This is a genomic window from Streptomyces sp. NPDC001530 (assembly GCF_042894545.1).
Taxonomy (GTDB): Bacteria; Actinomycetota; Actinomycetes; order Streptomycetales; family Streptomycetaceae; genus Streptomyces.
The window spans coordinates 101,727-126,703 of sequence record NZ_JBIAVS010000021.1 but is presented as its reverse complement, the minus strand read 5'-3'; the positions used below and the strand labels follow the sequence as shown (position 1 = coordinate 126,703).

16 protein-coding genes, 1 tRNA gene and 3 pseudogenes are annotated in these 24,977 nt (G+C 69.0%); 16 read left to right on the top strand and 4 right to left on the bottom strand.

Translation table 11 applies throughout. The annotated features are described in order from the left end of the window. Positions 1 to 117: 117 nt before the first annotated feature. The 5 genes and pseudogenes from ACFY0T_RS36920 to ACFY0T_RS36900 form a co-directional block, all read left to right on the top strand. Complete coding sequence (locus ACFY0T_RS36920; RefSeq protein WP_388880968.1) at positions 118 to 1,344, top strand: sensor histidine kinase; 1,227 nt, start codon at positions 118 to 120, stop codon at positions 1,342 to 1,344. Then, positions 1,341 to 2,018 (top strand): response regulator, encoded by a 678-nt coding sequence (locus ACFY0T_RS36915; RefSeq protein WP_388880965.1) that lies wholly within the window; start codon positions 1,341 to 1,343, stop codon positions 2,016 to 2,018. Before ACFY0T_RS36920 ends, ACFY0T_RS36915 begins: the two co-directional genes overlap by 4 nt. 287 nt (positions 2,019 to 2,305) lie before the next feature. Continuing rightward, entirely contained in the window at positions 2,306 to 4,633 is a 2,328-nt protein-coding gene (locus ACFY0T_RS36910) for a lamin tail domain-containing protein (protein ID WP_388880962.1), read from the top strand. A 367-nt stretch (positions 4,634 to 5,000) separates the two neighbouring features. Continuing rightward, a pseudogene (locus tag ACFY0T_RS36905) lies at positions 5,001 to 5,297 on the top strand (transcription termination factor Rho); the annotation flags it as partial. Positions 5,298 to 5,401: 104 nt separating this feature from the next. After that, positions 5,402 to 6,357, top strand: a pseudogene (locus ACFY0T_RS36900) (S1 family peptidase); the annotation flags it as partial. A 393-nt stretch (positions 6,358 to 6,750) separates the two neighbouring features. On the opposite strand, the gene ACFY0T_RS36895 reads toward ACFY0T_RS36900, so the two are convergent. The 4 genes and pseudogenes from ACFY0T_RS36895 to ACFY0T_RS36880 form a co-directional block, all read right to left on the bottom strand. Continuing rightward, entirely contained in the window at positions 6,751 to 7,482 is a 732-nt protein-coding gene (locus tag ACFY0T_RS36895) for a hypothetical protein (RefSeq protein ID WP_388880959.1), read from the bottom strand. A gap of 11 nt (positions 7,483 to 7,493) precedes the next feature. After that, a pseudogene (locus ACFY0T_RS36890) lies at positions 7,494 to 8,319 on the bottom strand (IS5 family transposase). A gap of 344 nt (positions 8,320 to 8,663) precedes the next feature. After that, complete coding sequence (locus ACFY0T_RS36885) at positions 8,664 to 9,680, bottom strand: DUF6215 domain-containing protein (RefSeq protein WP_388880956.1); 1,017 nt, start codon at positions 9,678 to 9,680, stop codon at positions 8,664 to 8,666. 374 nt (positions 9,681 to 10,054) lie between these two features. Then, positions 10,055 to 10,126 (bottom strand) — tRNA-Arg (locus tag ACFY0T_RS36880). 323 nt (positions 10,127 to 10,449) lie between these two features. On the opposite strand from ACFY0T_RS36880, the gene ACFY0T_RS36875 reads away from it, so the two are divergent. The 11 genes from ACFY0T_RS36875 to prfA all read left to right on the top strand — a co-directional run bounded on the left by ACFY0T_RS36875 (position 10,450) and on the right by prfA (position 24,959). After that, positions 10,450 to 10,920, top strand: coding sequence for a response regulator (locus tag ACFY0T_RS36875; RefSeq protein WP_388881166.1), 471 nt, complete (start codon positions 10,450 to 10,452; stop codon positions 10,918 to 10,920). A 337-nt stretch (positions 10,921 to 11,257) separates the two neighbouring features. Next, complete coding sequence (gene nrtL, locus ACFY0T_RS36870) at positions 11,258 to 12,244, top strand: ArgS-related anticodon-binding protein NrtL (protein WP_388880953.1); 987 nt, start codon at positions 11,258 to 11,260, stop codon at positions 12,242 to 12,244. A gap of 7 nt (positions 12,245 to 12,251) precedes the next feature. Next, a complete protein-coding gene (gene lysA, locus ACFY0T_RS36865) occupies positions 12,252 to 13,643 on the top strand; it encodes a diaminopimelate decarboxylase (protein ID WP_388880950.1) in 1,392 nt (463 codons plus the stop codon). 173 nt (positions 13,644 to 13,816) lie between these two features. Then, positions 13,817 to 15,109 carry a homoserine dehydrogenase gene (locus ACFY0T_RS36860; RefSeq protein ID WP_388880946.1) on the top strand — a complete coding sequence of 431 codons (1,293 nt, stop codon included), beginning with the start codon at positions 13,817 to 13,819 and terminating at the stop codon, positions 15,107 to 15,109. Positions 15,110 to 15,115: 6 nt separating this feature from the next. Further along, complete coding sequence (gene thrC / locus ACFY0T_RS36855) at positions 15,116 to 16,174, top strand: threonine synthase (protein ID WP_388880943.1); 1,059 nt, start codon at positions 15,116 to 15,118, stop codon at positions 16,172 to 16,174. 478 nt (positions 16,175 to 16,652) lie between these two features. Beyond that, a complete protein-coding gene (gene thrB / locus ACFY0T_RS36850; RefSeq protein ID WP_388880940.1) occupies positions 16,653 to 17,582 on the top strand; it encodes a homoserine kinase in 930 nt (309 codons plus the stop codon). Between the two features lie 388 nt (positions 17,583 to 17,970). After that, positions 17,971 to 19,977 (top strand): transcription termination factor Rho, encoded by a 2,007-nt coding sequence (gene rho, locus ACFY0T_RS36845; RefSeq protein WP_388880937.1) that lies wholly within the window; start codon positions 17,971 to 17,973, stop codon positions 19,975 to 19,977. A gap of 146 nt (positions 19,978 to 20,123) precedes the next feature. Then, positions 20,124 to 21,935, top strand: coding sequence for a trypsin-like serine protease (locus tag ACFY0T_RS36840; protein WP_388881163.1), 1,812 nt, complete (start codon positions 20,124 to 20,126; stop codon positions 21,933 to 21,935). 210 nt (positions 21,936 to 22,145) lie between these two features. Further along, positions 22,146 to 23,285 (top strand): LCP family protein, encoded by a 1,140-nt coding sequence (locus ACFY0T_RS36835; RefSeq protein ID WP_388880934.1) that lies wholly within the window; start codon positions 22,146 to 22,148, stop codon positions 23,283 to 23,285. Positions 23,286 to 23,454: 169 nt separating this feature from the next. Next, positions 23,455 to 23,676: a 50S ribosomal protein L31 gene (gene rpmE, locus ACFY0T_RS36830; protein WP_352052736.1), complete on the top strand. Its 222-nt coding sequence runs from the start codon at positions 23,455 to 23,457 to the stop codon at positions 23,674 to 23,676. 206 nt (positions 23,677 to 23,882) lie between these two features. Continuing rightward, a complete protein-coding gene (prfA, locus tag ACFY0T_RS36825; RefSeq protein ID WP_388880930.1) occupies positions 23,883 to 24,959 on the top strand; it encodes a peptide chain release factor 1 in 1,077 nt (358 codons plus the stop codon). Positions 24,960 to 24,977 lie beyond the last annotated feature (18 nt).

Genomic DNA, 24,977 nt, shown 5'->3' with positions numbered 1-24,977 from the left:
GGGAGCCGGGGATCCGCCCACAGGTGGGTGACTGCGCCTGCGACCTGGGCCTACGATGGCTTGCCCGGTGCACCCTGATGACCAACGCCAGGGCGCCGGAAGCCTTTTGACGGAGCGATGATGAGCCGCACGGCGCTGCCTTCACAGACGCTGGTCCGCGACGTGCCGGTCAGGTTCCGCGGGCCCTTCGCCCGGTGGCCGCGGGGCGCGGACGCCGTCCTCGCGGCCGCCATGCTCCTGGCCATGGTGTTCGTGGAGGAGGCACCCGGCGATGCGCTCGGCGTCCGCCCGATCACCGAGGTGCCCGTCCCGTTCCTGCTGCTGGTCGCCGTGGCCGGCGGGGCGCTCTACTGGCGTCGCCGCGAACCCCTCGCGGTCCTGTACGTGGCACTCGTCGCCTGGGGGCCGACGCTGGGGAGCAGCTACTCCAACGCCGGCGGGATCGTGATCGTGGCGCTGTACAGCACCGGGCGATACGCCGCGGACACCCGGCGGAGCCGCCTCTGCACCGCAGCGGCCATCGCCGCGGCCATCGCCGCGCTCGTGATCGACGGCCTGCTGAACTCCTCTCCCTGGGGGGACATCGGCTTCGGTGCCGTGGTCATGTTCGTGGCCTGGTACATCGGCCGGCGTCTGCGGCTGCGTGCGGAGCGCGCCGCCCGACTCCGCCAGGAGCAGGCCGCCGAGGCGCGCCGGATCGTCGCCGAGGAGCGCACCCACATAGCCCGCGAACTGCACGACGTGGTCGCCCACCGGGTGAGCATGATGACGGTGCAGGCGGGTGCGGCCCGGATGGTGGCCGCCGACGATCCCCAGGAGGCCCTCGAAGCGATGGCGGCGGTGGAGCAAGCCGGGCGCCAGGCGCTGGACGAACTCCGTCACCTGCTGGGAGTACTGCGGCCGGACGCCGACCGCGACCGGCTGGGCCCCCAGCCCCGGCTGGCCGACCTTCACCAGCTCGTCGAGCAGGTCCGCGAGGCGGGTCTGGACGTCTCGTTCACCGGCGGTGTCCAGGCTGCTCTCCCGGCCCGCGTGGAGCTGTCGGCGTACCGCATCGTCCAGGAGGCACTGACCAACGTGCTCAAGCACAGCGGACCGGGGACCCACACCGAGGTGCGCCTGAGCTGTGAGAGTGGCGGCCTCACCATCGAGGTGCTCGACGACGGTCGCGGAGCCGCCGTCCAGTCCGTGTCCGCCGGTGCCCACGGCGGTGTGCCCGGCCATGGGATCGTCGGCATGCGGGAGAGAGCACTCCTCCTCGGCGGCAGCCTCGATGCGGGCCCGCGTCCCGGCGGCGGATTCCGGCTGGCCGCCCATCTGCCCACGGGAGGAGAGCCCGCGTGAGCATCCGTGTCGTCGTGGTGGATGACCAGGCGCTGGTCCGACGGGGCTTTGTCATGATCCTGAGGGTCCATGACGACATCGAGGTCATGGCCGAGGCCGGGACCGGACTTGAGGCCGTCGACGCGGCACGCAGGCATCGTCCGGACGTGATCCTCATGGACATCCGCATGCCTGGCATGGACGGCATCGAGGCCACCTCCCGGATCCTGCGGGAGGCGGACTGGGACGTGCGGGTGCTGATCCTGACCACGTTCGATCCGGACGAGTACGTCTACAAGGCGCTGCGTGCCGGTGCCAGCGCCTTCGTGCTCAAGGACATTCCCCCCGAGCAGCTCGCCACCGCCGTGCGCACCGTGGCCGAGGGCGGGGCGCTGCTGGCACCGTCGATCACCCGGCGCCTCATCGACCAGTTCGCGGAGCGACGTGTCGTCAGCACCACCGTGGCGGGCCGGCTGGAGCGACTGACCGACCGCGAACGCGAGATCGTGGCCGCCGTCGCGCGGGGGGCGAGCAACTCGGAGATCGCCGCCCAGCTCTTCATCGGGCCCGCCACCGTCAAATCGCACGTGTCGAGCATCCTCACCAAACTCGGTCTGCGTGACCGCATCCAGATCGTGATCTTCGCCTACGAGAGCGGACTCGTAGAAGCGGGCGACCACGACATCGGTCACTGAGACTTAGGCGACCCACAACACCACCTCGCCCGCGACGCGTGCAGCCGCGGCTGCGAGCGTGCGGGACAGCGCCCTGGTACGTGCCTTCGACGCGGTCGATCGCAACACCACCGGCGGCCACGGGCAACCGATGTCTTCCGCTTACGCATTTGTTCACCGGAGGTTGGCGGGCTGACGCGCGTAGGTGCGGCTTCCGCTGTCAAAGTTCCCCGCGTCGGTTTCGCCTGCAGCTGGGAGGAAATCCAATGCGGCCAGGGAGAAGAACAGTGCGCCGTTGCGCGGCGGTTGTGGGTACCGCAGCCGTCGTCGGCGGTCTGCTGGCACCGTCCGGAGGCGCCGCGTACGCGGTCTCCCCGGACATCGTGATCAGCCAGGTCTACGGCGGCGGAGGCAACTCGGGAGCCCCGTACACCCATGACTTCATCGAGCTGTACAACCGCGGCACGAGCACGGTGCCCCTGTCCGGCTGGACTGTGCAGTACGCCTCGGCGTCCGGCTCCACCTGGTCGAAGACGGCACTGTCGGGCAGTATCGCGCCGGGTCAGTACTACCTGGTGCAGGAGGCCGCCGGTGCGGGCAGCGGCGCGTCGCTTCCCACCCCGGACGCCACCGGCACCATCGCGATGAGCGCGACGTCCGCGAAGGTGGCCCTGGTCACCAGCACCACCGCGCTGACGTGCGCCACCGGCTGCGCGACCCAGGCCGGGGTGCGGGACTTCGTGGGCTACGGCAGCAGCGCCGGCTCCTACGAGAGCGCACCGACCGGCACCCTGTCCAACACCACCGCTGCACTGCGCAACGGTGGCGGCACGACCGACACCGACGACAACTCGGCGGACTTCACCGTCACCGCGCCCAACCCGCGCAACTCCAGCTCCAGCGGTGGCGGCGGCGGTGGCGCCACCCGCATCCGCGACATCCAGGGCACCTCCCACCTCTCCCCACTGAACGGCCGGCAGGCCAGCGGCGTATCCGGTGTGGTGACCGCCAAGTCGACCACCGGCTTCTGGATGCAGGACCCGCAGCCCGACACCGACCCCGCGACCAGCGAGGGCATCTTCGTCTACACCAGTACCGCACCGACGGTCGCGGTCGCCGACTCGGTGACCGTCGACGGGACCGTCAGCGAGTACCGCCCCGGCGGCACCAGCGGCACCAACAACCTGACCACCACCGAGATCACCGCCCCGACGGTCACGGTCGTGGCGAGCGGTACGCCGCTGCCCTCGCCCAGCCTTGTCGGCTCAGGCGGCCGTGTCCCGCCGGCCTCCGCGATCGAGGACGACGCCACCGGAGACGTGGAGAACAGCGGTGTGTTCGACCCGGCGAGCGACGGCATCGACTTCTGGGAGTCGATGGAGGGAATGCGCGTCGAGATCGACGATGCCGCCGTGGTCGGCCCGCGCAGCAGCTACGGCGAGATCCCGGTCGTCCCGCAGGGCAGCACGACCCGCACCAACCGCGGCGGCATCGTCCTGCGGCCCGACGACGCCAACCCGGAACGGGTGCTGCTGGACGATGTGCTCGCGGCCACCCCGACCGCGAACGTCGGCGACACCCTGTCCGGCGCCACCACCGGCGTACTCGACTACTCCTTCGGCAACTTCAAGCTGCTCGTCACCAGCACCCCCTCGGTGACCGGCGGCGGCATCACGCCGGAGACCACTGCGACGCCCACCGCCGACGAGCTGTCCACCGCCACGTTCAACGTCGAGAACCTCGATCCGTCCGACCCGCAGTCGAAGTTCGGCGGCCTTGCCGCGCAGATCGTGGCCAATCTCAAGTCGCCCGACCTGGTCGCCCTGGAGGAGGTCCAGGACAACAGCGGTGCCACGGACGACAGCACGGTGGCCTGCGACCAGACGATGAGCAAGCTGATCAGCGCCATCACGGCAGCGGGCGGCCCGAGCTACGGCTACCGGCAGATCAACCCGCAGAACGACACCGACGGCGGCGAGCCCGGCGGCAACATCCGCCAGGTGTTCCTGTACCGGACCGACCGCGGGCTGGCCTTCGTCGACCGCTCGGGCGGAACGGCCACCAGGGCGAACGCGGTCGTCAACACCGGCGGCGTGCCGTCGCTGAAGTACTCGCCCGGCCGCATCGACCCGACCAACTCGGCGTTCTCCGCCAGCCGCAAGCCGCTGGCCGGTGAGTTCACCTGGAAGGGCAAGACGGTCTTCGTCATCGCCAACCACTTCAACTCCAAGGGCGGCGACCAGCCACTGTTCGGACACGCCCAGCCGCCCACCCGCTCCTCGGAGACGCAGCGGCACAACCAGGCCACCGTGGTGAAGAACTTCGTCGACCAGATCCTGGCCGTCGACGCAGGCGCCTCGGTGATCGTGCTGGGCGACCTGAACGACTTCGAGTTCTCCCAGACCGCCGACATCCTCACCGCGAACAACGCCCTGGTAGACCTGCCCCGCACGCTTCCCGCCGCGGAGCGGTACACCTACGACTACGAGGGCAACTCTCAGGTGCTCGACCACATCCTGCTGTCGTCCGGCCTTGCCGCCAAGGCGTACGGCTACGACGTCGTCCACGTCAACTCCGAGTTCGCCGGCCAGCTCAGCGACCACGACCCGCAGGTCGTACGCATCCCACTGCCCTGACCCCGCCCCCGCGCACACCTCGGGGACGCCTCCGTTCCACTGCGGACGCGTCCCCGACGCACGTTTCCCACGGTCCCGTGAAGCCGGAGCGTCATGCGATGGCGGAGAGCGGAAGCCTGATGCCGACCAGGAGATGGGACGCTGCCGCGGTGCGCGCGGTGTGCGCGGTGCGGACGAAGTGGGCGTCGTGTCGTCACCCTCAACGTCAGCATCGACGGCGTGCGCGGCCGTGAACTCCTTCCCGCCGTACCGGAGATCGCCGCATCCACCGGCTCGGCCTGCGTCAGCGGCACCCACAGGCCCTCCGCAGACCCCACCGAGTCAGGCCCCCTGCCAGACAGACACCCAATCACCGCGTGCGGAGCGCAACAGCGAGGAGTTCAAGGGCACCGGCAACATGGAGCTCAATCTCGACCGGAAGCTCGCCGACAAGCGCTTCTTCCCGGCGGTGGACGTCGACGCGTCCGGTACGCGTAAGGAAGAGCTCCTGCTCGGCAGCGACGAGCTGGGCATCGTCTGGAAGCTGCGTCGTGTGCTGCACGCGCTCGACCAGCAGCAGGCCATCGAGCTGCTGCTCGACAAGATGAAGCAGACGAAGTCGAACGCGGAGTTCCTGCTGCACATCCAGAAGACGACGCCGTCGCCGGGCAACGGCAACGACTGAGGTCAGCAGGGCCAGTAGCGCCGAGGGCCGCCCCGTCACGCAGGTGACGGGGCGGCCCTTTGCGCGGAATGGGGCAGGCGTACGATCGCGCCCTTGAACTTCTGCCCAGCATCTCCGCGCCCAGCCTGGCCGAGCTGGAAAAGCGCGTCGCGGGCGCTCTCGCCGGTGACGACACCGCGGGTCAGACGACCAGACGTCGTCGCTGAGCGCCGGCACGAGCACGTCGACCATCGACCCGAAGATCATCGGCGGCACCGAGACCACCATCAGCACGGCCCCGTGGATGGCCCAGCTCTGGTACCACGACGACTACGGCACCACCGACACCAGCGACGACCTGAACTTCTTCTGCGGTGGCTCGGTCGTGGCGCCGACGAAGATCCTGACCGCCGCCCACTGCGTCAGGAACGGGAACAGGGACTACAACTGGCAGGCCCACGGAGCCGTCGTCACGGGTACCGCCCAGCTGCCCACCACCGACTCCACCGACTCCACCGGCACCACGGACCTGCACGGCGGCCAGGCCACGGCCGTACTGCGCCAGTGGTGGCAACCGGGGTACGACCCGGTGGACAAGGAGGCGGGGAGGAACGAGTACGACCTCGGCCTGCTCACCCTGGCCGTCCCGGTCAAGGCCACGCCGATCAAGATGGTCGGCGGTGGCGACACTGGCTCGTACGCCGCCGGCACCCAGGCCAAGGTCTACGGCTGGGGCCGTACCAGCTCCACCAGCCAGGACATCTCCCAGACGCTGCGGACGGCCACGCTGTCCATCAAATCCGACAGCACCTGCTCCAGCGTCTACGACTCGGCCTTCGTCGCGGGGCGCATGGTCTGCGCGGGCACGCAGAGCGGGAGCGACACCGGTACCAGCGCGACGTGCAACGGCGACTCCGGCGGCCCGCTCGTGGTGGGCGGCCGGCTCGCCGGAGTGGTCTCCTTTGGCGTCAAGGACTGCGTGGAGAAGGGCTACTACAGCGTCTTCACCAAGGTGAGTGCCTGCTCCGATTATGGCCAGATCGACGACACGAACCTGAGCACCTTCAACAACAAGCCCGACGGCAAGGCCGCCGCTTGGGCCGGGCCTCGTTGTGAGTGCGAACGTCGCGGGTCATGAGTTTTCTCCTTCTACAAGGGTTTGCTGACATTCCCCGGAAATTTGGGAGACAACCGGCGGACCGGCTTTTTTGCCGGGACCGCGGTGCCGGGATATCCGTCGGTTCAGTGAGGAGGGAAATAGTTTTCTGCGAGGAAATTTCCGCCCTTGCCGTGCTGCCTCGATTCGTTTCCGGTGAGGCCCGTACTTCAAGTAGGCCCGACGGGCAACGCGGGGTCATGTTCCGAGGACTCGGGACTTGACGGTGCCCACGGGTGTCGGGTACAGGCCGGCTAACTGACCGTTTCAGAATGAGCTGGACGTGGGATGCGACGTCACTCTTGCTCGTAAGAGCAGTCACAGGACTTCATCCCAGACGTCGCCGCCGTCAGCCCAGGTCCACAGCCATTTCCGTAGTGAGGCGGTCGCATGGCGAAGACCGTCATGAGGGCCTTCCCCGAAGGTGTAGCCGTCGGCGTCGTAGAGAAGCACTGGGTTGTCGACTGCGCTCAATGAGACATGCCATTCCATCGTGCAGCCGCCGTAGGTGAGGAAGAGCCACGATGGTGGCATGCCCTCTGACAGGTTGCGTTCGTGGACGCTGGCCGCGCACGGCCAGTCGCGCAAGTGCCCTGGAGCCCGGTTGCCGTCGGTCAGGGAGGCAAGCCCGCCATCGGGTCCGAATCCTCCGTTGGCGACCTCGGTGTAGAGGCGCCGAAGCAGTTCGGGAAGACGGCGTCCGATTCTCCGCTCTGCCTTCTCGACCTCTGACAGGGAGATCGGAGGGAACAGCGGCCCGCGAGGAGCGTCGGCGTAGTAGTCGGTCACCTCCTCGGTCTCGGCCTTGAGCTCAACCGTCCCGTCACTGCCATACGAAACTATGTCGTCTCGCATCCGCTCCAACCGGGGCTTGCCATAACGCTCGACGATCCACGCGACAGGGACGTCCGCGCGGTCGAATCGCAGGCCTGGATCCCATGCGCGAGCCTGCAGAGCTTTGACCAACGCGTCGTCGTCCGCTTCTTGCCTGGCCTCCGGGCTGGGCTCATGGCGGAGTGGCGCAGGTACACCGTGAGGAGAAAAGGTCACGCGTCAGGAGCCTACTGCTGCGCTTCGACTGCCCTCAGAAGCCGTCGAAGACAGATGATTCCGCAGGCGAGTTCGAGCAGGCCTTGATGGAGGTCGGCGCGTCGCTCGTAGCGGGTGCGGAGTCGTTGGAACTGGTGGAGCCAGGCGGATGGCAAGGCGCGCTCGACCACCCAGCGGACCTTGCCCAGTCCGGAGCCGTGGGCGACGCCGCGTCGGGCGATCACGGGTTTGATGCCACGCCTCCACAGCAGGCGGCGGTACTTGTCGAAGTCGTAGCCCCGGTCCGCGTACAGTCGCCGAGGCTTGCAGCGGGGGCGTCCCCGCAGACCCGGATGGATGGGACCGCGTCCAACAACGGCAGGAGCTGGGTGACATCGTGCCGGTTGCCACCGGTGAGCGTGACGGCGAGCGGGGTTCCGTGACGGTCGACGATCAAGTGGTGCTTGGAGCCGGGGCGGGCCCGGTCGACGGGCGAGGAGCCGACGTGATCCCCCCTTTGAGGGCCCGGATGTGCGAGCCGTCCACGGCGCAGTCGTCCAGGTCCAGCAGGTCGGCGCGGCGCAGCTCGCTCAGCAGGGCGGCGTGCAGGCGGGGCCAGACGCCGGCCTCGGTCCAGTCCCGCAGTCGGCGCCAGGCCGTCACCCCGGAGCAGCCCACAGTCTCCGCGGGGACGTCACGCCAGGCGACACCGGTCCGCAGCACGTACAGGACGCCAGCGAGTGCAGTTCGGTCGGGAACACGCAACCGCCCCGGATGGCGGCGGCGCCGCTCGGGAGCGGGCGGCAGCAGCGAAGCCACCCGCTCCCACAAGTCGTCAGGAACAAGATCAGCACGCACTCCGGACACCCTGGCCGACCAAGATCACTGAGCACAAGACCCGCAGCTCAACTCATTCTGAAACGATTAGTAAGGAAAGCCCCGATTCCTTTCGGTCTCGGGGCTTACTCGTTGCTCAGACCTCCTCGCAGCAACAGGTCTGGCAGTGGGGCTTCTTCCTCGGCTTCACCGAAAAGGAAGCACGCAGCCGACCGACCTGAAACCGAAACCCACTACGCCGAAGAGCCATAACAAGAGCACCCCCGGCCGGGCCTCCTATGAGCCAGTAATAAAGTTGCACAAAACTGATGCCGTCGCCGGCGGCGCGACTGGACCGATCTTTTCGCCGAGATGTTTTCGGCGTCTCATCGGACAGGTCGTTCGGGGATCTTCGGAAGAACCTTCTCGGCGATGTTGAGGAGAACGCTGTCGTTCGGGAGGGCTCCGGACGTGCTCCACACGGTGATGTCGCAGTAGCCGCCTCGGTCATTACGGTCCAGGGCCACGGTCAGCGTCCTGGCCAGGGGGCCTTGTTCGACCGGTCCGCCGGATCCGCCACTCCCGAGATTGATCTCGAGCTTCATGGTGTGATCCGAGGAGAGGACCGCGGGCCGACCGAGAACCGTAAGCGTCTTGATGTCCTTCTCATCCCCGAACTTCATCAGCTTCACGTACTGGTCGGTCGACAGTTCGTTGTAAGTGGCCGAGACATTCACGGTGTACGTGTCGAACGTGACCTCGGCCTCCGGCTGGGCGACCTTCCCATCAGTCAGAGGAGCGGTGTTGTTGGTGCTGGAAACAGTGGTCGCGGTCTCTCCAGGCGTTCCAAGGAGCTTGGCCAGGTCTGGCCGGTTGAGCGCCTTGCACAGCTCTTCACCGGTCACAGGCTGGGGCGTGTCCTTGTAGGCCTTCGGAAGCTCCTCGTGTGCCCCGCCCGAACACGAGGCGGGCTGCGGGGCGTTGTCGTCGGATGGCATGAAGCGTGGGGCCACCCACAGCGCGGCCGCGAGTGCCCCGAACACGGCCACGGCCGCGACGGCCTGGCTCCATGCGTTGTGCTCCTTCTCCGGAGTGTCCGGGCCGGGACGCGGCCCGGCTCCGGCCTGGGCCTGGGCCTGGGCCTGGGGCTGGGAGGCAGCAGCGACTGCCGCCCCGTCTGCGGAGGCTGCCGGACTCGGGTTCCGGCGTGCGCGCAGGGCCCGGATCACCGCGTAGACGCGTATTGCGGTGAACACGAGGAACACCACGCCGAGACCGGCCGCGACCCGATCGTGATCGCGGACGGCGAGATACATGATGCGTACGCCGAGAACAGACCCGACCGCGATGAGCAGGGGCTCGCGGACCCAGAACGGCAGGAGACGGAGGAGGAAACCGAGCATCCGGCGATCTCACCAGGACAAGATCACATTCGCCATGATGGAAGCCACAGTTCCGGGCACGTGCAGGGCCTGCCGAAGCAAGAGACGCCAAGCCGACGATCCCGAGATCGGCTATCGGGACGACAGCGGGTGCAAGGGCTGAGCCAAAGCTGCCTGATGTTCTGGACCACTCCACTGCCCTGAGCTCGAACACCCACGGCACGCCCGTGACCCGCCGTCCGCTACCGGCCTTTAGGTTCCTGAAACCCACTCGCTGCTCACTCGCGATCAGTGCGTAGCAATGACAAAGAGCCGGACCCAGTAGGACTGGGTCCGGCTCTTAATGTCTGGCACTTTGGCTGGTCAGCGGGTTGATCGCGCTGGTCCGGCTTCTGTGCCCCCGGCAGGATTCGAACCTGCGCACACGGCTCCGGAGGCCGTTGCTCTATCCCCTGAGCTACGGGGGCGTGTCGGTCGCGGTGTGTGCGGCGACGGGTAGAACCCTACCAGCTCTTTCGGGGGTGATCGCCACGGGTTTTGGTGGGGGAGGGGTGGGTTTCCGGGGAGGGAGGGGGCGGGCTGTTCTTGGGGCGGGGCGGGGCGGGGTGTAGCCCGGGTGGAGTGGACGCGGGGGGCCGTACGGCCCGCAGGCGTGGCCCGCGCACGGGCCGGGACGTGACCCCCGTACGGGCCCGGACGTGACCCCCCGCACGGGGTGGAAGTGGGGAAAAGCCGGACGCGGCGGTGGGCGCGGACCTACTCTCGAGTTGTGTCAGGCGTGTCCGGTCGGGTGCTTGTTGTGGACGACAACAAGGTCATCCGGCAGCTGATCAGGGTCAACCTCGAACTGGAGGGTCTCGAGGTCGTGACCGCGGCCGACGGTGCCGAGTGCCTGGACGTCGTGCATCAGGTGCGGCCCGATGTCGTGACCCTCGATGTGGTGATGCCCCGGCTCGACGGGCTGCGGACCGCCGCCCGGCTCCGTGCTGATCCCCGGACCCGGAATCTTCCCCTCGCCATCGTGAGCGCCTGCACCCAGTACGAGGTCGAGAGTGGGCTCGATGTCGGCGTGGATGCCTTTCTCGCCAAGCCTTTCGAGCCTGCCGAACTTGTACGGCTCGTACGGCAGTTGATGGAGCGGCAAGGGCGTGGGGGCAGCGCGGGGGGTGGTGGCGACGACGGCTCGCCATCCTTCGAGGATGCCTTCGGGACCACCGCCGGGGTCGAGAAAACCGAGCGCGCCGGACGCGCCGGTCACTGACGGATGCGCCGGTCCCTGACGGATACGCCGGTCCCTGAGGTGAGCAGCACGGCAGGGGCTCAGCCGGACGCCCGCCCGGGGGACAGAGGCCGTGCTGTCAGCCGGACGCGCGCCAGAGGGCACAGAGGCCGTGCACTCGGCCAGGCGCCTGCCAAAGGGCACAGCGGCCGTGCACTCAGCCGGACGCCCGGCAGAGAGCACAGAGGCCGTGCCCCTCACTGCCCAGCAGCCCCCGGCCCCGTCTCCGCCCTGCCGCCCCCGCCTCCCCCGTCCACATCCCGGACCCTGCCCCAAACCGACTCGCCTACCCACCCCCCTCCTCCCATACGCTTGTCCCGTGACCCCCGTCGAGCTCTCCCGTACCGTGCTGCGCGCGGTGCGTCGTGCTGTCGAGGAGGGGGAGCTGAGTGTTGCCGTGCCCGCGCGGGCCGTGGTCACGGTGCCGGGGCCCGGGGGCTGTGGGGACTACGCGACGAACATCGCCCTTCAGCTGGCGGGGCCGGCCGGGCGGCCCGCCCTGCAGGTCGCCGAGATCCTGCGGCCGCACATCAGCTGCGCCGCCGGGGTCGTGGACGTCACGATCACCGGGCCCGGCTTCCTGAACATCAGCCTGGGCGGAGGGGCATCCGCCGCGCTCGTGCAGGAGGCCCTGGCGCAGGGCGCGCGGTACGGGCACGGTGACGCCCTCGCCGGGCAGGTGGTCGAGCTGCGCGTGCCGTACGACACCCGTGCCGAGGTCGTCGCCGACACCCTCGTACGGATCGTCGCCACCCAGGGCGGCCGTGCCGAGGTGCGGCACGCCGAGCCGGCGAACCTCCGGCCCGTGCCGGCGCCGGAGGACCCCGCCCCGCTCGGTCCCGACGCCGCCCGCTGGGCCCTGCTCCACCCCGCACCCCACGACCGGCCCCGGATCACCGCCGACCATCTGGCCCAGCGCGAGAGCAACCCTCTCTTCCGCGTCCGGTACGCCCACGCCCGCACCCGGGCCCTCAGCCGCAACGCCACCAGACTCGGCTACACCGGCGCCCCCGGCGACGTACACCAGGCGTCCCGGAGACCCCAAGAGGACGACCTCCTCGGTGCCCTCGCCGAGTACCCCCACGCCCTGCGCCTCGCCGCGACACAGCGCACCCCCGACCGGCTCGCCCGGCACCTCGTCGTCACCGCCGACGCCCTCCTCGCCGTGCAGCACAGCGTGCTGCCGCTCGGCGACGAGAAACCCTCGGCCGCCCACCGCGCCCGGCTCGCGCTCGCCGAAGCCGCCGGGACGGTGCTGGCCGGCGGCCTGTCCCTGCTCGGCATCAGTGCCCCCGACTATCTGTGAGAGAAGAATGAGCCGTTCCGCACACCCCGCCGGGCCCCGCCACGCCGACGTCCTCCCCGAGGGCCACTACACCGCCCCGCCGGCCGACCTCAACGCGCTCGACCCCAAGGTCTGGGCGCACACCGTCACCCGTAATGAGGACGGTGTCGTCAGCGTCGGGGGTATTGAAGTGACGCGGCTCGCCGAGGAGTTCGGCACCCCCGCCTACTTCATGGACGAGGCCGACTTCCGTGAGCGCGCCCGGGCGTGGCGCACCGCGTTCGGGCACGACGCCGACGTCTTCTACGCCGGCAAGGCATTCCTGTCGCGCGCCGTCGTGCGCTGGCTGCACGACGAGGGCCTCAATCTGGATGTGTGTTCCGGCGGCGAACTCGCCACCGCGCTTTCCGCCGGAATGCCCGCCGACCGCATTGCCTTCCACGGCAACAACAAGTCGGAAATCGAAATTCGTACGTCCATTGAGGCCGGTGTCGGGCGCATCGTGCTCGACTCCTTTCAGGAGATCGTCCGCGTCGCGCACATCGCCCAGTCCCTGGGCAAGCGGCAGCGCGTGCAGATCCGTGTGACGGTCGGCGTGGAGGCGCACACCCACGAGTTCATCGCCACCGCCCACGAGGACCAGAAGTTCGGGATTCCGCTCGCCGGGGGGCAGGCCGCCGAGGCCGTACGGCGCGCGCTCCAGCTCGACGGGCTCGAACTCGTCGGCATCCACAGCCACATCGGCTCGCAGATCTTCGACATGTCGGGCTTCGAGGTCGCCGCGCACCGCGTCGTCGGGCTGCTCAAGTCCATCCGGGACGAGCACGGTGTCGAGCTGCCCGAGATCGACCTCGGCGGCGGTCTCGGCATCGCGTACACCAGCGAGGACGACCCGCGTGAGCCGCACGAGATCGCGAAGGCGCTGAGCGAGATCGTCACGCGGGAGTGCGAGGCCGCCAAGCTGCGGACTCCGCGTATCTCCGTCGAGCCCGGGCGCGCCATCGTCGGGCCCACCGCCTTCACGCTCTACGAGGTCGGCACCATCAAGCCGCTCGACGGGCTGCGCACCTACGTCTCCGTGGACGGCGGCATGTCCGACAACATCCGGACCGCTTTGTACGACGCCGAGTACAGCGTGGCTCTGGTCTCGCGGGTCTCCGACGCCGAGCCCATGCTCGTACGCGTCGTCGGCAAGCACTGCGAGAGCGGCGACATCGTCGTGAAGGATGCCTTCCTGCCCTCCGACCTGGCCCCCGGCGACCTCATCGCGGTCCCGGCGACCGGCGCGTACTGCCGTTCCATGGCCAGCAACTACAACCACGCGCTGCGCCCGCCCGTCGTCGCCGTCAACGACGGCGAGGCCCGGGTGATCGTCCGGCGTGAGACGGAGGAGGATCTCCTGCGTCTCGATGTGGGCTAATAGCCGGGTCTCCACAGGGGCTCATAAAACAGGCCCTGGGGCGGCGAAAGATCTCCTGTGCGCCGCCCCTGGGAAAATGAAATAGATGTCTCACGATCCGGACGAGGGATAGAAACTCCCGTCCGGTGAGTGAGACTGGTCCAACCGAAGACGGTATGAGGAAACGAGGTCGGATGATGCGTACGCGTCCGCTGAAGGTGGCGCTGCTGGGCTGTGGGGTTGTCGGCTCAGAGGTGGCGCGCATCATGACGACGCACGCCGATGACCTCGCCGCCAGGATCGGAGCGCCCGTCGAGCTGGCGGGCGTGGCCGTACGGCGGCCCTCCAAGGTCCGTGAGGGCATCCCCGCCGAGCTCATCACCACCGACGCCACCGCGCTCGTCAAACGCGGGGACATCGACGTCGTCGTCGAGGTCATCGGCGGTATCGAGCCCGCTCGCTCCCTCATCACCACCGCCTTCGAACACGGCGCCTCCGTGGTCTCCGCCAACAAGGCGCTGCTCGCCCAGGACGGGGCCGCGCTGCACGCGGCAGCGGACGAGAACGACAAGGACCTCTACTACGAGGCCGCCGTCGCCGGCGCCATCCCGCTGATCCGGCCGCTGCGCGAGTCCCTCGCCGGCGACAAGATCAACCGCGTGATGGGCATCGTCAACGGCACCACCAACTTCATCCTCGACAAGATGGACTCCACGGGGGCGGGCTATCAGGAGGCCCTGGACGAGGCCACCGCCCTGGGATACGCCGAGGCCGACCCGACCGCCGACGTCGAGGGCTTCGACGCCGCCGCCAAGGCCGCCATCCTGGCCGGGATCGCCTTCCACACGCGCGTGCGCCTCGACGACGTCTACCGCGAGGGCATGGCCGAGGTCACCTCCGCCGACTTCGCCTCGGCGAAGGAGATGGGCTGCACCATCAAGCTGCTCGCCATCTGTGAGCGGGCCGCCGACGGAGGGTCGGTCACGGCGCGCGTGCACCCGGCGATGATTCCGCTGAGCCACCCGCTCGCCTCCGTGCGCGGCGCGTACAACGCCGTGTTCGTGGAGTCGGATGCCGCCGGGCAGCTCATGTTCTACGGGCCGGGCGCCGGCGGCTCCCCGACCGCCTCCGCCGTCCTCGGCGACCTCGTCGCCGTCTGCCGCAACCGGCTCAGCGGCTCGACCGGGCCCGGCGAGTCGGCGTACGCCGCGCTGCCCGTGTCGCCCATGGGCGACGTCGTCACGCGCTACCACATCAGCCTCGACGTCGCCGACAAGCCGGGTGTTCTCGCCCAGGTGGCCACCGTGTTCGCGGAGCACGGCGTGTCGATCGATACGGTTCGCCAGCAGGGCAAGGACGGCGAGGCCTCTCTCGTCGTCGTCACCCACCGTGCGTCCGACGCGTCCCTGAACGGGACCGTCGAGGCGCTGCGCAGCCTCGACACCGTGCGGGGTGTCGCCAGCATCATGCGGGTTGAAGGAGAGTAACCAGCAATGACCCACCAGTGGCGTGGAATCATCGAGGAGTACCGGGACCGGCTGCCGGTATCCGACAGCACGCCGGTCGTGACGCTCCGTGAGGGCGGTACGCCGCTCGTGCCCGCGCAGGTGCTCTCCGAGCGCACGGGCTGCGAGGTCCACCTCAAGGTGGAGGGCGCCAACCCGACCGGGTCCTTCAAGGACCGCGGTATGACCATGGCCATCTCGAAGGCCAAGGAGGAGGGCGCGAAGGCCGTCATCTGCGCCTCCACGGGCAATACGTCGGCTTCCGCCGCCGCCTATGCCGTACGGGCCGGGATGGTCTCCGCCGTCCTCGTCCCGCAGGGCAAGATCGCGCTCGGCAAGATGGGCCAGGCCCTCGTGCACGGCGCGAAGATCCTCCAGGTCGACGGCAACTTCGACGACTGTCTGACGCTGGCGCGCGCGCTGTCCGACAACTACCCGGTGGCGCTGGTCAATTCGGTCAACCCGGTGCGCATCGAGGGCCAGAAGACCGCCGCGTTCGAGATCGTGGACATGCTCGGCGACGCGCCGGACATCCACGTCCTGCCGGTGGGCAACGCGGGCAACATCACCGCGTACTGGAGGGGGTACACGGAGTACGCCGCCGACGGCGTCGCCACGCGGACCCCCCGGATGTGGGGTTTCCAGGCCTCCGGATCCGCCCCGATCGTGCGCGGCGAGGTCGTCAAGGACCCGTCGACCATCGCCACCGCGATCCGCATCGGCAACCCGGCCTCGTGGAAGTTCGCGCTGGCCGCGCGGGATGAATCGGGCGGTCTGATCGATGAGGTGACGGACCGTGAGATTCTGCGCGCCTACCGGCTGTTGGCCGCGCAGGAGGGCGTCTTCGTCGAGCCCGCGTCCGCCGCTTCGGTCGCCGGTCTGCTCAAGGCCGCCGAGCAGGGCAAGGTCGACCCGGGGCAGACGATCGTCTGCACGGTCACCGGAAACGGCCTCAAGGACCCCGACTGGGCCGTCGCGGGCGCCCCGCAGCCGGTCACGGTCCCGGTGGACGCGGTGACGGCGGCGGAGCGGCTCGGCCTGGCGTAAAGATTGGCGTAAAGCCTGGCGTAAGGGTGGAGCGGCTCGGCCCGGCGCACAACTGTCGGCCATGCCGCGCGCGGCCTGCCTGACGGAAAGCAATCTGGCGGAAAGCCGCCTGGCGCAAACCCGCCAGGGCAGGCCAGAGACAGGCAGACCTCGTCAGTGACGGGCGGAAACCTCGTCGAAGTCGGGCGGAAAATCGCCAGAAGCCGACGGAAACCGCCCGACGCACGGGCCACCCCTACGGCAACCCGACAGGGGGTGCACAGGGGGCTTACGACACGCATCGTGCGCCTCCTGTGCGCCCTATGTCGCCACAGAACCTTCCTTCGATAGGCTGTACCGAACCCGCCCGCCGCATATGCCGCGGTGCCCCGCCGTCATTACGGCCTCCGGGTCTTCCGTACGTATCGCAACTCATCGCAATTCATCTCAGTTCATCGACATCTCGTACATTACGCAGCTCAAGGAGAGTCATCGAGCGATGGCCGGTCCAGCGTTCCGCGCCGCCGCCGTCCGGGTGCGCGTCCCCGCCACCAGTGCCAACCTCGGCCCGGGCTTCGACGCCCTAGGCCTGTCACTGGGGCTGTACGACGACGTGGTCGTCCGGGTGGCCGACTCCGGGCTGCACATCGACATCGCGGGGGAGGGCAGCGAGACGCTCCCGCGCGACGAGAGTCACCTCCTCGTACGCTCCCTGCGCACCGCCTTCGACCTGCTGGGCGGACAGCCGCGCGGCCTCGAGATCGTCTGCGCCAACCGCATCCCGCACGGTCGGGGCCTCGGCTCCTCCTCGGCCGCCATCTGCGCCGGCATCGTCGCCGCGCGCGCCGTGACCATAGGCGGGGACACCAAGCTCGACGACGCCGCGCTCCTGGAGCTCGCCACCGAGATCGAGGGACACCCCGACAACGTCGCGGCGTGTCTGCTCGGCGGCTTCACGCTCTCCTGGATGGAGGCCGGCGCCGCGCGGGCGATCAGAATGGATCCCGCCGATTCCATCGTTCCGGTGGTTTTCGTACCGGGCAAGCCGGTTCTCACCGAGACCGCGCGCGGACTGCTGCCGCGCACCGTGCCGCATGTCGACGCCGCCGCCAACGCGGGCCGCGCCGCACTGCTCGTCGAGGCCCTGACCCGGCGCCCCGAGCTGCTGCTGCCCGCCACCGAGGACCGGCTGCACCAGGAGTACCGCGCCCCGGCCATGCCGGAGAGTGCGGCCCTCGTGGAGCGCCTGCGCGCCGACGGCATCCCCGCGGTGATCTCCGGCGCGGGCCCCACGGTCCTCGCCCTGGCGGACCAGGCGTCGGCCGACAAGGTGGCCGATCTCGCAGGTCAGGGCTGGGCCGCCAACCGGCTGGAGCTCGATGCCCAGGGGGCGAGCCTGCTGCCGCTGGCGCCCGTCGGGGTCAATTAGGCGCGCACGGTTGCCGGATTTGGAGAGGGGGAATGTTTGTTGGATCCGGTAGTGTTAACCTCAAGTCTGCACCCGAACCCACCATGTCGAGGTGCTTCGTGTCCCCGTCCGGGACAACCATTCTTCCGGGAGCCTCCCAAACTGCTTTGTGCCATGCATTGGGTGCTATGCGCTGAGCAGTACTGAGCACGCTCCGGAACCGGCGTGACCGAGCCGATGTCACCGCAATTCAGTGCCACGGCTCCGGAATCGTCATCACCAGATATGTCTTCCGCCGCTTTGGCGGACCACCGCCCCGGCACGGTCCACACATCAAGGACCAAAGCCGGACAGCACAACCGGTCGCCGAGCCAGACAGGCCGACGTCCGCTCCAGGGAAGGACCCTTCGTGAGCGACACCACCGATCTGATGGGCGCACGTGTCGAGGAGACCGCTGCCGCGCCCGCCACGGACGCCTCCGCGCCTGCCACCGGTGCCGGCTCCCGGCGGCGCCGCGGTACCGGCCTCGAGGGCATGGTGCTGGCCGAGCTGCAGCAGGTCGCATCCGGCCTCGGCATCAGGGGCACCGCGCGTATGCGCAAGAGCCAGCTGATCGAGGTCATCAAGGAGGCGCAGGCTGGCGGGGGTGCCCCGGCCGCCAAGGCCGAGGCCGCCACCGAGACCAAGCCGAGGCGCCGTGCCACCTCGAAGGCCCGTACGGGCGATGAGGCCGCTGCTCCGGCCGAGAAGAAGGCCGAGAAGCCCGCCGCCGAGAAGGCTGTGGCTCAGCAGCAGATCGAGATCCCCGGCCAGCCCGCCAGCGACGACGCTCCCGCAGAGCGCCGCCGTCGCCGGGCCACCGCCGAGGCCGGCAGCCCCGAGACGGTTGCCGCCGAGGCGAAGAGCGAGCCGAAGGCCGAGGCGCCGGTCCAGGCGCAGGGCGAGCCCAAGGGCGACAGCGCCGAGGGCGCCGACGGCCGTCAGGGCCGCCGTGACCGCCGTGACCGTGACCGTGACCGTGGCGGCCGTGACCGTGACCGCCGTGGCGGCAAGGGCGACGAGCAGCAGGGCGGCCAGGGCGGCGGCCAGCAGCGTCAGGACCGCCAGGACCGTCAGCAGCAGGGCGGCGGCCGTCAGGACCGCCAGCAGCGCGACACCGGTCCGCAGGACGACGACGACTTCGAGGGCGGCCGCCGCGGCCGTCGTGGGCGCTATCGTGACCGCCGTGGCCGTCGTGGCCGCGACGAGATCGCCGAGCCGCAGCTCGCCGAGGACGACGTCCTGATCCCCGTCGCGGGCATCCTGGACATCCTCGACAACTACGCCTTCATCCGTACGTCGGGCTACCTGCCGGGTCCCAACGACGTGTACGTCTCCCTCGCCCAGGTCCGCAAGAACGGTCTGCGCAAGGGTGACCACGTCACCGGCGCGGTCCGGCAGCCGAAGGAGGGCGAGCGCCGCGAGAAGTTCAACGCGCTCGTGCGCCTGGACTCCGTCAACGGCATGGCGCCCGAACACGGCCGCGGCCGCCCGGAGTTCAACAAGCTGACGCCGCTGTACCCGCAGGACCGCCTCCGCCTGGAGACGGACCCGGGCATCCTCACCACCCGCATCATCGACCTCGTCGCGCCCATCGGTAAGGGCCAGCGCGGTCTGATCGTGGCCCCGCCGAAGACCGGCAAGACCATGATCATGCAGGCGATCGCCAACGCGATCACGCACAACAACCCCGAGTGCCACCTGATGGTCGTCCTGGTCGACGAGCGTCCGGAAGAGGTCACCGACATGCAGCGGTCGGTCAAGGGCGAGGTCATCTCCTCGACCTTCGACCGCCCGGCCGAGGACCACACCACGGTCGCCGAGCTCGCCATCGAGCGCGCCAAGCGCCTGGTGGAGCTGGGTCACGACGTGGTCGTCCTGCTCGACTCGATCACGCGTCTGGGCCGTGCGTACAACCTCGCCGCCCCGGCCTCCGGCCGCATCCTGTCCGGTGGTGTCGACTCGACGGCCCTCTACCCGCCGAAGCGCTTCTTCGGCGCGGCGCGCAACATCGAGGACGGCGGTTCGCTGACCATCCTCGCCACCGCGCTGGTGGACACCGGATCCCGCATGGACGAGGTGATCTTCGAGGAGTTCAAGGGCACCGGCAACGCCGAGCTCAAGCTCGACCGGAAGCTCGCCGACAAGCGCATCTTCCCGGCGGTGGACGTGGACGCGTCCGGTACCCGTAAGGAAGAGATCCTGCTCGGCAACGACGAGCTCGGCATCGTCTGGAAGCTGCGCCGGGTGCTGCACGCCCTCGACCAGCAGCAGGCGATCGAGCTGCTGCTCGACAAGATGAAGCAGACGAAGTCGAACGCGGAGTTCCTGCTGCAGATCCAGAAGACGACGCCGTCGCCCAACGGCAACGACTGAGGTCAGTAAGGCAGTAAGCGCAAAGGGCCGCCCCCGTCACGCAGGTGACGGGGGCGGCCCTTTGCGCTGTCTGGGTCAGGTGTACGATCGCGCTTCTTTCACCCGTCTCATTGAACTCGTGCATCCCAGGGGGGACTTGAGTGGATATGTCCATGTCCGGGCGCGGTCGTCACAGACGTCGGATACGCATAGCCGTGCCCGTCGCGGCTGCGGGCCTGGCGGCCGCGGTCGCCGGCGCGCTCCTGATGTCGTCCGCGAACGCCGCCACCACCACGACGCCGCCGACGCCGACCGTGAAGCCCAGCACCTCCTCGCCCTCCCTGGCCGAGCTGGAGAGGCGCGTCGCGGGCGGCGTCGCGGGCGACGACACGGCGGGTCGGGCGACCACGAAGTCGTCGCTGAGCGCCAGTACGAACACCGCGACCGTCGACCCGAAGATCATCGGCGGTACCGAGACCACCATCAGCACGGCCCCGTGGATGGCCCAGCTCTGGTACTACGACGACAAGGGCACCGCCGACGAGAGCGACGACCTCGGCTTCTTCTGCGGCGGCTCCGTCGTGTCGCCGACGAAGATCCTCACCGCCGCGCACTGCGTCAAGGGCTACAACTGGTTCAAGTACGGCGCCGTCGTCACCGGCACCGCCCAGCTGCCCACCACCGACAGCTCCGGCAACACCGACCTGCACGGCGGCACCGTCTCCCTGCCCCTGCGGCAGTGGAACCACCCGTCGTACAGCTCGACGACCATCGACAACGACATCGCGGTCCTCACGCTGGACAGCCCCGTCACCGCCAAGCCGATCCGGATGACGACGTCCGGTGACACGGCCTCGTACGCGGCCGGTACCCAGGCGACGCTCTACGGCTGGGGCCGCACCAGCTCCACCTCCCAGGACATCTCCGAGACCCTGAAGACGGCCACGCTGCCCATCAACTCCGACAGCACCTGCACCGGTGCCTACGGCAGCGAGTTCATCAAGGGGCACATGGTCTGCGCGGGCAAGCCGGCGACCGGCAGCGACACCGGCACCACCACGGCGTGCAACGGCGACTCCGGCGGTCCGCTGATCGTCGGCGGCCGCATCGTCGGCGTCGTCTCCTGGGGCGTGCAGGACTGCGTCGCGGAGGGCGCGTACAGCGTCTTCTCGAAGGTCAGCACCTATGTGGGCGCGGCGTACCCGCGGGTGGACGACTCCAACCTCAGCCGTGACCACAAGGCCGACCTCTGGGTGCGCAACTCCTCCACCAAGACGGGTTACGAGAAGGACTCCACGGGCACCGCGTTCGGTGCGCGCCAGTCGTGGGGCAACTGGGACGGCGTCAACGTCGTGCTGCAGACCGACCTGAACCGGGACGGCGTCCAGGACCTCGTAGTCCGTCAAAGCGGCACTGGTGACGTCTACTGGTCGCACTACGTGTGGGCGAGCCAGAGCTGGTCCACCGACAAGATCTTCACCGGCTGGAACACCCGTACCCGCATCGTCGCCCCCGGCGACGTCACCGGCGACTACCTGCCCGACCTGCTCTCGGTCGACTCCGGCGGCACCCTGTGGATCTACCCGGGCAAGGGCAACGGCACCTTCTCCAGCCGGGTGAGCGTCGGCACGGGCTGGAACCAGTACAACTCCCTGCGCGGACACGGCGACTTCACCGGCGACGGAAAGGCCGACCTGATCGCGCGCAGCAAGACCGGCTCGTACGTCTACCTCTACAAGGGCACCGGCAAGTCCGGCACCGGAGCCTTCTCCAGCCGCATCAAGGTGCGCACCTGGGACGGCTACAACGCCTTCGACGCCCCCGGTGACGTGACCGGCGACGGCAAGGCCGACTTCCTGGCCCGTACGCCCGGCGGCACGCTCTACCTGTACCCGGGCACCGGCAAGGCGACCAGCGAGATCTTTGCCACAAGAATCTCGGTCGGTACCGGTTTCCAGCAGTACGACATCTTCGGCTGAAATCGCAGGTGAGCGGGGTTTCCCCGGATTCGCCGATGACGCAGCGTGCCCATCGCTTCACGTGGTGGGCACGCTGCGTTGTGCAACCCTTTCCCGAGTTTCCCCGTCTGACCGTACGGAGTGACCATGAAGCGGTCCGCATCGTCACGACCAGACGGGCCTAGCCCTGACAGCAGGGGGTAACCGCAGCGCACGAGGACTGAGGAGCACATGCCTGCCGAGAGCACGCCGGAGCCCGGCATACCGGGGGAGTCCGGCACGAGCGCCCCACGCCGCCGCGCGAAGGGCCGTCGTCGCAAGACCCGCAGCACACGCCGCAAGGCCCTCCTCATCACGGCCTGGACCGCCGCGGGCATCGTCGTGCTGGGCGGCACGGGCGCCGGGTATGTGTACTTCAAGCTCAACAACAACCTCAAGAGCGTCGACATCAACCAGGCCCTTGGCACCGACCGCCCGACGAAGGTCGACAACGGCTCCGAGAACATCCTGGTCCTGGGCTCCGACACCCGCTCCGGCAGCAACAAGAAGCTGGGCGGCGGCACCGACGACGGCAGCGCCCGCTCCGACACGGCGATGATCGTGCACGTCTACAAGGGCCACAAGAAGGCCAGCGTGGTCTCCATGCCGCGCGACACCCTCATCGACCGCCCCGAGTGCACCGACACCAAGGGCGTCACCCACGACGCCGCCAGCGGCGTCATGTTCAACGAGGCGTACTCCACCGGCGGCGCCGCCTGCACCGTGAAGACCGTCGAGTCCCTCACCGGCCTGCGCATGGACCACTACCTGGAAGTCGACTTCGCCGGCTTCGAGAAGCTCATCAACGAGCTCGGCGGTGTCCCGATCACCACGACCAAGGACATCAAGGACGCCGACAGCCATCTGAACCTGAAGGCCGGCAGCCACACGCTCAACGGCCAGCAGGCCCTCGGACTGGTGCGCACCCGGCACGGCGTCGGCGACGGCTCCGACCTCGGCCGCATCCAGCTCCAGCAGGCGTTCATCAAGGCCCTGGTCAACCAGGTCAAGCACATCGGCGTCCTGTCCAGCCCGAAGAAGCTGTACGACCTCGCCAACACCGCGACCAAGGCCGTGACCACCGACTCCGACATCGGCTCGGTCACCGACCTCGCGTCGTTCGCCAACGGCCTCAAGGGCATCAGCTCGTCGAACATGAACATGGTGACGATGCCGGTCCAATACGACCCGGCGAACGCCAACCGTGTCATCGTCGAGAAGGCCAAGGCCCGGCTGGTCTGGGACGCCCTCAAGAACGACCGGCCGATCCCGGCGAGCGCCACGAAGGGCACGGCGACCGGCGACGCCAAGGGCGTCGTGACCGCCTCGTAAGCAGTCGTAAGCAGTCGTACACCCCCCGGCGGGGGCGCTGGGAATAGATCACAGCGCCCCCCGGTTTTGGGGGATGCGGCCAGTCCTGGCAGACTGGTACGTCGGCCCCGGTTCACGCTCCCGCAATCCGCGGCGGCGACCCGGTGCCCTCCCGAAACTAGGAGACACCTTGAAGCGCGACATCCACCCCGAGTACGTCGAGACGCAGGTCAGCTGCACCTGTGGCGCGTCGTTCACCACCCGTAGCACGATCTCCAGCGGCGCCATCCGTGCCGAGGTCTGCTCCGAGTGCCACCCGTTCTACACGGGCAAGCAGAAGATCCTCGACACCGGTGGCCGTGTGGCCCGCTTCGAGGCCCGCTTCGGCAAGGCTGCCGCTGCCAAGAAGTAGCGAGCCCACAGCGCCGGTCTCCGGCGTCCCCTGCCCGGGGACGCCGGGACCGGCGCTTTGCGGTGCAGCCCCTTCCCCCAAGCTCTCGACTTCTCCCCCAGTGCCTTAAGGGCCTGGGAGGGACCCCCGGAGCAGCGGGGACCCCCATGCCGTACCTACGTCCCCGAGCCCACACTGGAGCTGGGGACAGTCCATTGGAGCCGGAGATGTTCGAGGCGGTCGAGGAACTCATCGGCGAGCACGCCGATCTGGAGAAGAAGCTCGCTGACCCGTCGGTCCACGCCGACCAGGCCAACGCGCGCAAGCTCAACAAGCGCTACGCCGAGCTGACCCCGATCGTCGCGACGTACCGCTCCTGGAAGCAGACCGGGGACGACATCGAGACGGCGAAGGAGTTCGCCGCCGACGACCCCGACTTCGCGGCCGAGGTCAAGGACCTGGAGAAGCAGCGCGAGGAGCTCACCGAGAAGCTCCGCCTGCTGCTGGTCCCGCGCGACCCCAGCGACGACAAGGACGTCATCCTCGAGATCAAGGCGGGCGCCGGCGGCGACGAGTCCGCGCTGTTCGCGGGCGACCTGCTGCGCATGTACCTGCGCTACGCCGAGCGCGTCGGCTGGAAGACCGAGATCATCGACTCCACCGAGTCCGAACTCGGCGGCTACAAGGACGTCCAGGTCGCCGTGAAGACCAAGGGCGGCCAGGGCGCCACCGAGCCCGGCCAGGGCGTCTGGGCGCGCCTGAAGTACGAGGGCGGTGTGCACCGCGTGCAGCGTGTGCCGTCGACCGAGTCGCAGGGCCGCATCCACACATCCGCCGCCGGTGTGCTGGTCACGCCCGAGGCCGAGGAGGTCGACGTCGAGATCCACGCGAACGATCTGCGCATCGACGTCTACCGCTCCTCCGGGCCCGGCGGCCAGTCCGTCAACACGACCGACTCCGCGGTGCGCATCACGCACATTCCCACCGGAGTCGTCGCCTCCTGCCAGAACGAGAAGAGCCAGCTGCAGAACAAGGAGCAGGCGATGCGTATCCTGCGCTCCAGGCTCCTCGCCGCGGCGCAGGAGGAAGCGGAGCGGGAGGCCGCGGACGCCCGCCGCAGCCAGGTCCGTACCGTCGACCGCTCCGAGAAGATCCGTACGTACAACTTCCCGGAGAATCGCATCTCGGACCACCGAGTCGGCTTCAAGGCGTACAACTTGGACCAGGTCCTGGACGGCGACCTCGACTCGGTGATCCAGGCGTGTGTCGACGCGGACTCGGCCGCGAAGCTCGCCGCAGCGTAAAGCCGAACAAAGTGCTGT